The sequence below is a fragment of the Herminiimonas contaminans genome (assembly GCF_015645465.1).
Taxonomy (GTDB): domain Bacteria; phylum Pseudomonadota; class Gammaproteobacteria; order Burkholderiales; family Burkholderiaceae_D; genus Oxalicibacterium; species Oxalicibacterium contaminans.
In genome coordinates this window covers 1-10,166 of record NZ_JADOEL010000022.1, presented here as the reverse complement: position 1 = coordinate 10,166, position 10,166 = coordinate 1, and the positions used below count along the sequence as shown (strand labels likewise).

At 54.0% G+C, this 10,166-nt stretch carries 9 protein-coding genes and 1 pseudogene; 4 read left to right on the top strand and 6 right to left on the bottom strand.

Annotated features, from left to right (window positions below; all coding sequences use genetic code 11):
• Positions 1 to 96 precede the first annotated feature (96 nt).
• Positions 97 to 1,107, top strand: coding sequence for a catalase family protein (locus IXC47_RS18150; RefSeq protein ID WP_195876604.1), 1,011 nt, complete (start codon positions 97 to 99; stop codon positions 1,105 to 1,107).
• Between the two features lie 69 nt (positions 1,108 to 1,176).
• Here the strand turns inward: IXC47_RS18150 and IXC47_RS18145 are convergent, their stop codons facing one another.
• Genes IXC47_RS18145 through IXC47_RS18135 form a run of 3 tightly spaced genes read right to left on the bottom strand, consistent with a single transcriptional unit; the run spans position 1,177 to position 4,037 of the window.
• A complete protein-coding gene (locus tag IXC47_RS18145; protein WP_195876603.1) occupies positions 1,177 to 2,706 on the bottom strand; it encodes a Dyp-type peroxidase in 1,530 nt (509 codons plus the stop codon).
• Positions 2,707 to 2,718: 12 nt separating this feature from the next.
• Positions 2,719 to 3,414, bottom strand: a complete 696-nt coding sequence (locus IXC47_RS18140) for a hypothetical protein (protein ID WP_195876602.1) — start codon at positions 3,412 to 3,414, stop codon at positions 2,719 to 2,721.
• A gap of 2 nt (positions 3,415 to 3,416) precedes the next feature.
• On the bottom strand, positions 3,417 to 4,037 hold the full coding sequence (locus IXC47_RS18135; RefSeq protein WP_175625320.1) for a hypothetical protein: 621 nt from the start codon (positions 4,035 to 4,037) through the stop codon (positions 3,417 to 3,419).
• Between the two features lie 382 nt (positions 4,038 to 4,419).
• Between IXC47_RS18135 and IXC47_RS18130 the strand changes: the two genes are divergently transcribed.
• Both IXC47_RS18130 and IXC47_RS18125 read left to right on the top strand, forming a co-directional pair.
• The gene (locus tag IXC47_RS18130; protein ID WP_230089645.1) at positions 4,420 to 5,991 is read left to right on the top strand and encodes a response regulator; all 1,572 of its coding nucleotides are present in this window, start codon (positions 4,420 to 4,422) and stop codon (positions 5,989 to 5,991) included.
• 136 nt (positions 5,992 to 6,127) lie between these two features.
• A complete protein-coding gene (locus tag IXC47_RS18125) occupies positions 6,128 to 6,466 on the top strand; it encodes a hypothetical protein (protein ID WP_175626055.1) in 339 nt (112 codons plus the stop codon).
• Positions 6,467 to 6,492: 26 nt separating this feature from the next.
• Here the strand turns inward: IXC47_RS18125 and IXC47_RS18120 are convergent, their stop codons facing one another.
• The 3 genes and pseudogenes from IXC47_RS18120 to IXC47_RS18110 form a co-directional block, all read right to left on the bottom strand.
• Positions 6,493 to 7,575 (bottom strand): GGDEF domain-containing protein, encoded by a 1,083-nt coding sequence (locus IXC47_RS18120; protein WP_175625319.1) that lies wholly within the window; start codon positions 7,573 to 7,575, stop codon positions 6,493 to 6,495.
• A 45-nt stretch (positions 7,576 to 7,620) separates the two neighbouring features.
• Entirely contained in the window at positions 7,621 to 8,367 is a 747-nt protein-coding gene (locus IXC47_RS18115) for a sulfite exporter TauE/SafE family protein (protein ID WP_195876601.1), read from the bottom strand.
• Positions 8,368 to 8,374: 7 nt separating this feature from the next.
• Positions 8,375 to 8,743: pseudogene (locus IXC47_RS18110) on the bottom strand (serine/threonine protein kinase); the annotation flags it as partial.
• A 136-nt stretch (positions 8,744 to 8,879) separates the two neighbouring features.
• Here IXC47_RS18110 and IXC47_RS18105 point away from each other — a divergent pair.
• On the top strand, positions 8,880 to 9,857 hold the full coding sequence (locus IXC47_RS18105; protein ID WP_195876600.1) for a serine/threonine protein kinase: 978 nt from the start codon (positions 8,880 to 8,882) through the stop codon (positions 9,855 to 9,857).
• Positions 9,858 to 10,166 lie beyond the last annotated feature (309 nt).

Genomic DNA, 10,166 nt, shown 5'->3' with positions numbered 1-10,166 from the left:
ATGATAGGCAACTGTACTTTGCTCAACCGCCCCGCGTAATATAGCTGAAACCTATAGTGCGCGGCCATGATGTGGTATCAAATCTACAATTAATTTATGTCAGACAACACGCTCGCGCAAGAAACCATACCGGCCGGGGAAGCCCAATACACCGCCGACCTCGCCGCCCGCCTCAAAGCCAAAATCATTCGCGACAATCCCACCGGCATCATGCGCCGCGATGCGCACCCCAAAATGCACGGCGTGGTCAAAGCTGAATTCACTGTCGAAGCCGACCTGCCGGCCGAATTGCGTGTCGGCATATTTGCCGAAGCGCGCACCTATCAGGCATGGATCCGTTACTCCAATCAGGACGGCACGATACAGGCCGACAAGGCACGCGATATCCGCGGCATGGCGATCAAACTGATGGGCGTCCCCGGCGACAAATTGCTGGAGAGCGAACGTCACGAACAAACCCAGGATTTCATCGTCATCAGCACCAATGTCTTCGTAACCAAGAATGTCGAGGAATTCGACGCGCTGATCAAAGCGATGACCGGCAGCATCCTTTCCAAGATTTTTTTCTTCGCCACGCATTGGCGCGTGATCTGGAATCTGGTGACTTCACTGAAGAAGTTCGCCAATCCACTGCAAATGCGCTACTGGAGCACCACGCCTTATTTATTCGGCAATACCGCCGTCAAGTATTCAGCCATTCCGCACGTGCGCAATCCTGATCCGCTGCCGTCTGATCCGGGACCGGACTATCTGCGCCAGGCCATGGTGCGCCAGCTGGCACAAGGTGAAGCACTGTTTGACTTCACCGTACAGCTGCAAACCAATGCCGACAATATGCCGATCGAGGATCCGGGCAAGGAATGGAAGGAAAGCGAGTCGCCATTCCGCAAGGTCGCGACGATACGCATACTGCAACAGGAATTCGACAGCGAAGCACAGCGCGTCTTTGGCGAGAACCTGTCCTACACACCGTGGCATAGCCTGCCCGCGCACCGTCCGCTAGGCGGCATCAACCGTGCACGCAAAATTGTCTATGACGCGATTTCCACCTTCCGCCACGAGTACAACAAAGTAGCACGCAAGGAACCGGCCAGCTGGGACATTTGAGCCAGCACGTCATCGCCGAAATAAAAAAGGGAAGCCGGCAGGCTTCCCTTTTGCTTGCATGCGTCTGTATCAAGTCGGATCGACGATACCTTTCGCGATCATGCGCAATGCCGTCATGCTCGGGATGAAGAAGTAATCGCCGCCACGCGTTTCCACCAGGCGTGGAATCTTGGACAGGAAGTACGGTGCTTCGTCACTATCTGCCGGAACCTGCAATACCGCCTTGCTCGGCTGCTCATCATCATGGTTGCCGAGGATGATTTCCTTGTCATTGGCTGCGCGGAAATCATTGCCATAGTTAATCCACTGCTGCTGCACGAATTCAAACTGGCGGTTGATGCTGGCATTAATCATCATGATGACGATGCCGTGGTTGCCATCATCACGTGCCGGATCCTTCACCTCACCATACGGCAAGCCACGTCGTATCACGCGACGGCGATTCGCCAGCGCACCCGGTGTATCAAATGCATTCGGCGTCAGCTCCAGTGATGCACGTGGATTGATGCGTCGCAAATGCGAACTGAACGGGCATTTAGCCCCATCCATATCGTCATCGAAAGTAAAGCCGCTCAGCATACGATCACGCTCGGCCGGGGTCGCCGCTGCAAACCTGGTATCCCATTGCGCCTTGCTGGCTGCATCCGGAGCCGATACGATAGGCGCACCGTTATCGCGCCAGCGTCCGACGAACTTCGCTGCCAACAACTCCTTGCCGCCCGGGTACTTCGCGCCTTCCTGCTCCAGATAGGAATTAAAGGTACCGACGTTTTCATGCAGCTTGCGATACACCATGAAAGTACCGTTGCGCGATAACAGTTGCGGTGCCGGTGCGATCGGATACTCTTCCGCTTCATCGCGATGACCGAGGATGAACTCACCGGTTGCCAGTGGCGCCCACTTGCCACCCTTGAGTTGTTTGCCGCGGCCGACCACACGCTCCGGCTTGCCCGGCAAACCTTCAAAGACCGGATCGCCAATGCCGTCGGTGTACCCGAAGTGTTCCTTGCTGGTCGGTTTGCCGTCTTCAAATACGGCATGCACATCCTGGAACGACAAATGTTCAGCACCATCATCACCACGATGACCGGACAGGATGGCCACGCCACCGGCGCTGTCATGCACTATCTTTTGCAACCATTCATATTTTTCCTGCATGGCGGCACGAGACTGGCCGTTAATCGAGATCCAGACATGCACGTCTTTATGACGATCACGCTCACGGCTCTCTTTCCAGATCGGGTCCCAATGTTCGGGCGCGCTGCGTTTGTCATCGCCCAATATGTCGACGCGCTTCTTCATGCCCATCACGAATTCCATAGGGAAGCCGATCAACGAAGCACGTGGTAATTCCAGCGTCTTCAGCCCGGGATAAGTGAAGGCGACATTCACAGTCGACATCGGTTTTTCGATAGGGTTCGGTCCCTGCCCCCAATTCACGGCTGTCGTGACCTGTTCGGTCACCAGGCGCACGAATTCACGTCCGCGTGCACCGTCGCGGATATTCAGGAAGACATAACGTGCATAGGGAAAGTTATAACGTCCATAGGCACGTATCACGTTGCCCTGGATATCCATCAAGTCCAAAACTTTGCTCACAAGAAGATCCTTCTACGATTGTGTTTGTAAAGTAGATTGTCCGGGCAGCCAGGTTGGCTCCTGCAAATTCGTCGGATTAACCCGCTGGATAAATGCCTGGTATGCCTGCTGTAATTCTGCCGCTGGCAAGCCCTGGTGCTCAGTCACGAAGCGCGAGAACTCCTGCTTCAGATAGAGTCCCTTCAATTGCTCCGGCAGCGGCTCGTCGTTGGAGCCGACGAAGAACAGGGAGGCCGTCAGTTGACACTTCTTGATATAGGCAATAAAGCTATCGGCATCCGATACATGCTCGAAGCCATAGCAGAAACCCCACAGGTGACGGATGTCATCACTGATGGCATTCCACATGCCGCGCAGGTAGGTATCCGGGTCGCCATGGATATTGCAGCACCAGACCAGGTACTTGGATTGCAGATGATCTTCTTCCGGCAGTGCAGCGCGGCGGAAGCGATCAGAGAAGATGGACAGGAAGTCGTACCAGGTACCGCCGAAGTCAGTGCCGGGCAAGGATTCGTAGTACACATCATCGAGCACAAAGTAGCGGCACAAATAAGTTTGCGGCACCTTGGCCATCGGGCTCATTTCATTCAGGCCCCAGTCTTGCAGGCGACGGCGCACTTCATCGCTGTACGCGGTGCCACCGATATGGCCTTTCTGGATCGGGCACAAGCAGGTGATCGCATACGCGTTATTGCTGACATTACCCATGCTTATTCCCCCTTCGCCTGATCTGCCAGGCTGACAATCGGCGTCGGTTGCATATCGCCGAGGTCGTGCTGCAGGCTGCGCAACAAGGCCTTGTATTGCTTCAGGAATTGTTCTGGTTCTGCCTTGCCGTAGCTGGCGTCGAAAGCGATCAGTTCGGCCTTCAGTGTTTTCGCGGCCTTGACGTCATTCGCAGCTGCCATCGGATAGGCGTTGTAGTAATGGTCGGTCTGGACCTGGTTGAATTGAATGTAGGAGTGGAACGGCGTCAGCGGGACAGACTTCGGATAGCGGATATTCCATTTCCAGAACAGATCCAGTCCGCTCGGAATGGCAAACGTGAAGGAGTCGACGTATTGCGCCCAGCTACCGTTGAAATTACTGAAGAACAGCATATACGCATAGTTCAGCTTCTCTTTCGGCTGCCGCTCGTCCAGATGCGGAAACTGATTCTTGCCGATAATGACCCAGCGTGCGTAATGTATCAGTGACAGCGTGATCAAACCCTTGAGGGTGGCTGGCTTTCTCAGTGCCACCCAGAAAATCACCTTATTAATCCAAGTCATATACCAACGGATCGGCGTGATCACGTTCATGGCATATGCCTTTCCAGCAATGTTGGACATGCATTTCCCCTATTTGCAGCAGCTAAATAAAAAGCGCACAGGTATGCCACCGCATACCAAATGCGCTCGCTTTACCAAACATGTCTGTGCATCCGCCGGTTGTGGGCTACTTAGTCCCTATGCTCGGCACGCCAGTGGCGTCCCGGCCCCGATCCGGCACAGACAATTGCATCTTTTCCTTCGATAGCATTTCCGCACGGAAAATAACTTTCGCAAGACTACATGAGAAAATGCGTTTTTTGCAATTCAAAGTACGGAGCAACACAGGGGATGCGCGGCTTTTTACTTAGGTTTATGCTTGAGATCGCGCTTTGATATATTCTTGCCTGGAGCCAGCTTTGGCCGGCCCAGCTAACGATGCAGGACTACCCGTCGGGAAACCATGTCTTCATATCTGCCGTTCACAACAACAAAAATCAGTCCGGCGCAACGCCAGCGTATCGCGCGCCGCCGGGAACACCAGAACAGCACACTGACTAATACGCAGTTGGACGAGCGTTTGCTCGACGACTTGCAACGCACGGTCAACAGCCAGATGAACGGTATCATCGGTGCGCTCGAAATGATCCGGCAAAACGACCTCGCGCCGGATCAGCGCGACATGATCCGTCTGGCGCAAAGCAGCGCCGACCGCCTGCTGCTGAATGTAGGGCAGCTCCTCGAATCAAATACCGATCTCGGCATAGACCAGTCAGCGTCCCAGACACTGGGCTCGCTCGGCGACATACGCATGCTGTTTATAGACGCCCATACCGAAACACGCACCCACGTAGTACGTGAGCTACAGCAGCGCGGTGCACGCGTCGAAGGTTTTGAAGTACCCAAAGTGGCACTGGCAGCCCTGGAAAGCGCAGCGCTGGCAGGCGATCCGTATCGCATCGCGCTATTCGATCAAAATCTCCCCGGCATTGATGGCGAAACACTGGGCACCGCGATCGGCAGCTCTCCCTTGTACCGCGACACACTGGTCGTACTCGTCAGTGATGAACATACAAGACATGACGCCGACCGCCTGGCGCAAGCCGGCTTCTCCGCCTGGCTGCCCAAGCCGCTGCAGCAAACCATGTTGCTCGATACCCTGAGCCTGCTGTGCAGCTGCATCGCCAAGAAAGATGCACCGCGCTTCGTCTGCGCAGGCGTGCATCTGAATACCGAATACATAGTCTCCGATAACGCCCATGCATATACCCATACCCGGGTACTGGCAGTCGACGACAATCCGGTCAACCTGCAAATTGCCGAGCGCATGCTGGCGCGTTTCGGTTGCCAGGTCGATACCGCAGGTGACGGGCAACAGGCGCTGCGCATGGTGCACATCCGCAACTACGACCTGATCCTGATGGATTGCCAGATGCCAAATATGGATGGTTACCAGACTACTGCCCTGTTGCGCGCAGCGGAAACCGGCGACGAGCATGTACCCATCATAGGCTGGTCATCAGGCGTCAACCGCAGCGAGCGCGATACCTGCCTGGCGATCGGCATGGATGACTTTATTTTTAAACCGATACGCATGCGCCCACTGAGCGACATGCTGAGCCGCTGGCTGAAGCCAGCCTCCACGGAGCGTTCCATGGTACGTAATGATGATGAACTGGAAGCCACGCAGGAAATGTTTGGCGCTGACTTTGCCGAACTGGTGGATCTGTTCCTGACCGATAGCCCCAAGCGTTTTGTCTTCCTGCATGAAGCGATACTCGCCAACGATGCGCCGACTGTGGCCAAGTTCGCGCATGTCCTGTGCGGCAGTACGTCGTCGATAGGGGCGACCACCCTGGCGGCCCTGTGTCGTGAACTGGAAATCCGGGCAAAGAACAATATCCTTGGCGATGCCAGCTTGCGCCTGACTGAGATCGAGCTGGAATATGCGCGCATAGACAAAAAATTGCGTGAGATGCTGGCCCGCACTGCACCGCATGTAGAGCTGCCACCGGGAGCGCACAACAAGCTCTGACAGCGACACACTATCCGCCCGAAATCTGATTTTTTGCTGACAGGTGTGTATTTCTATTCCTGTCCGCGGCTACATATCACTACAATAGCCGCACTACACTGACCTTACGATGAAACAAGCCGGAGCAAGTACGCACATGAGTCCTATCCCTGAATCAAAAAAGAATCACCTCTGGCGCAAGACCATCTGGTACACCGATCCGGAAAAGTATCCACTCGGTCCGCATCATTCAGCCGAGGTCTATTGCTGCGAAGAGTCGAATGGTTATGCCGTCTGGTATGCGCGCCGCCTGGCCAAGGACGACAGCCGCAATGTATCCAAGACAGAAAATGGTGATTACCTGCTCGGCTATTTCGCCAGCACCAAACGGGATGATGCGATAGAGCATGCAGTGCTGATCGCCAACAGCGATAGCGATGTGGATCAGGTTATTGCCAAGCTGGATGCATTGACGAAGAACGCGCAAAAAATCTAAAGCAAGGACGGCGATATCAATTGATATCAGGCCGTCATTTTGCGGAATTGCTTTTTCCCGCTTGCTTTCGCTTCATACATGAGGCGATCTGCTGCCTTCAGTATCTCGTCATAGGTCTGCAAATCGGGATGTGGCAACACGCATATCCCTATGCTGGCGCCCAGCCGCAAATCACTGCGCGGCGCACTCACCTCGGCGATCGCCGCCAATATCTTCTCTGCCACCAGATCAACGTCCTGCGGCTGGCTGACATGTCGTAGCAGGACACCAAACTCATCCCCGCCCAGGCGCGCCACGCGGTCCGAGGCACGTACACAGCCAGTCAGCGCAACCGCCACCTTTTGCAAGGTTTCATCGCCGGCTGCATGGCCGCAACCGTCATTGATCGCCTTGAAGCCGTCGAGGTCCAGCAGCAAGACTGCGCTGACTTCCTTGCCGTCGATACGCGACTTGAGCGACCTGAATAAATCATCGAATACATCAGCAAACCCGGCACGGTTCAATAAGCCGGTCAGGTGATCATGCTTGGTCGCTTCTTCGAAATGCGCGGCGCGTTGTTCAAACTCCTGCTTGTCCTGCTCCAGCCGCTTGACCAGTACCACCACATACAAGGGCACCAATACATTGATCAACACGATACCCGTCGCAACGCCCGGAATGGAACGCCAGTCTGTTGAAAAATAAAACGCAATACTCAACAACGAGCCGCCGACCACCGACGACAACCAGGTGTAGCGTGTGCCAAAGCGTAAACCGTTGCCTATGGAACCCAGCGCAGGTACCCATGCCACCAGCCCCGCCAGGAAACCAGCCAGATACATACCCAGCGCCGGTAAAGCCTGGTCGAGTACGGTGGCCAGTGTGCGACGTACATTGGCATTGAAGAGCGAGAAACGTACGACGGCTATCCAGATCAGGGCATAAGCGATGTACCCGGCGGCACCGATGACGACGCTGGCCGGTACAGCCTGCCATTCAAAATGGGCGGCCAGGATGAGATACAAACAAAAGGGCGTGACGTTCAGGACGCGAAACCTGGCCTGGCCCAGTTCGGTACCTATTGCAGACGGCTGAGGGGCAAAACTGGATAACCAACGAAAGCTGCGCATAGATCAGACCATCTTCTTTATGGTGGTTTTTATTAAGGCCGGCTTCTAGGCTAACAGCTTGGGCAAGGACGAACTCAGTAATGCGATACCGGACAAGGTGAGCAGGCTCAGGACCAGGCGGCGGAATGCGACATCAGATATCCGATGATACAGCCTGGCTCCGAGCAAGGACGGTATCAGCATCGCCGGCACCAGCACCGCGAAGTAAGGCAGCATGCTGGCCGTGATAATGCCCTTATACAGATACGCCAGCATCGTGAATATCAAAGCGCCCAGATTGAAGTTTTGAATAATCACGCGTTGCTTATCCTTGGCCATGCCCTGCAGCGTGCACCACAAGGTCGGCACGATTCCGGCAAAACCGCCAAAGCCGCTCATCACACCACCGATCAAACCGATAGTGCCATCCGCGACCGGCCCTTGCGGTTTGAGCTTGGGAAAACGGGACACAAACAGCATGGATGGGCACCAGACGATCAATATGCCGCCCAGCATGGCCTTGAACATATCCATATTCAACTGCGGCAACAGCAACACGCCTATCGGGATGCCGATAGCGCCACCAACAAAGAAAGGCAGTAATAGCCGCCAGTCGAAGCCGCGCTTTACGGTAAATGCCGCAATGATTTGCCCGGTCAGCGCACCGAATACGGCCAGCGATGCGGCAATCACCGGATCCATGCCCCAGGCCCAGAATGACATGGCCGTCATGCCGAAGGCAAAACCCGACAAGCCCTGCACGAAACCCGCGGCGATACCGCCCACAATGATAAAAATATAGATGGAATCCATCAGGCGTCTAATTGGTCCACAACGGCGCTTCATCCATCAGCGCGACCTGCTCACGCAATTCCAGTATCCGGTCTTGCCAGTACCGCTGCGTGTTAAACCAGGGGAAAGCAACCGGGAACGCCGGATCATCCCAGCGCCGCGCCAGCCATGCGGCGTAATGGATCAGGCGCAAGGTGCGCAAGGCTTCGATCAAATGCAGTTCGCGTGTATCAAACTCGGCAAAGTCTTCGTACCCTGCCAGCAAATCAGACAACTGCCGCACCATATCGCGCCGCTCGCCAGATAGCAGCATCCACAAATCCTGGATCGCTGGTCCGCTACGACTATCGTCGAAGTCAACAAAGTGCGGCCCGGCATCGGTCCACAACACATTGCCGGATTGTTATATGATGTCAACTTACAATAGTTTTAAGGATTGATAGGTAATTTGGTTATTTAAAACTATTGTATACAATAGTTTTAATGTGCATTTCGCCGCCTAAATATTTAAGCAACTGTAGAAGTGAAACAATATGAACAGCGACACTCCGTTTGTCACTCTAACACCCGAGTGTTTGCTTAGCGCGATTGAAAGTCTTGGATTCCGCTGCGACGGCAGGCTATTACAGTTAAACAGTTTCGAAAATCGTGTTTACCAAATTTGGCTAGAAGATGGCAGCCAAAAAATAGCTAAGTTTTATCGCCCTGGTAACTGGAGCGATGACGCTATCCTCGAAGACCATGCATTTACACTTGAGCTCACTGAGCAAGAAATTCCAGTGGTACCTCCCATAATATTCAATGGAAAAACGCTGCATCATTGGGCGGGTCATCGTTTCGCATTATTTGAAAAACAGGGCGGAAGAACGCCTGAACTCGAGCGGATAGAGACGTTGGAATGGGTAGGGCGTTTCTTAGGGCGAATTCACGTAATTGGCGCATGTTGCGAATACAAGGTTCGCCCCTCTCTCGACATTCAGAGTTTCGGCATTCAGTCGCGCGACTTGATTGTTGCCGGCAACTGGTTGCCAGATGACGTGCGGTCCGCTTGGATCAGTGTCGCCGACCAAGCGCTTGATTGTGTGAGCCATGCCTATCAACGCGCCGGCGATGTCCAAACATTGAGATTGCATGGCGATTGTCACCCTGGAAATCTTCTTTGGACAGACGAAGGTCCTCATTTCGTCGACTTTGATGATAGCCGTACCGGGCCAGCCATTCAGGATATTTGGATGCTCCTATCAGGCAATGAGTTAGACGCTCGTAACCAACTTGCTGCGGTGCTGCGAGGTTATGAGATGTTCTGCGAGTTTGATGACCGTGAGCTGCATCTCATTGAGGCGCTACGTACTTTACGCCTTATTCATTACAGTGCGTGGATCGCTCGACGGTGGAATGACCCCGCGTTTATCATCGCCTTTCCTTGGTTCGGCACTAACAGATATTGGCAAGACAGAATCCTTGAACTACGCGAGCAAGTAGCACTGATGCAGGAACCTCCGCTCATTTGATCTTTGTAACCAGCAGCCAAGCACTTGAGTATTCGCATGAACATAGCCAAGTAATCGCATTCCAAGTAACTAGTAATTCGCAATCAAGTTGCCAACTCATAGAGCGCTTGATTAATATTCTTCGTAGTTTGCAGATTTTCCGCAAAGCTTATTCCACTGAGAGGTGGATTTATATGCTTTACTGAAGCGCCCCGGGATTTGTGGAGGCTCCAACATCTGAGAAAATGGAGCCATGAAGAAGCAAAACAAATTTTCCCCCGAAGTGCGTGAACGCGCTGTACGTATGGTGCTCGAGCATCGTGGAGAGTA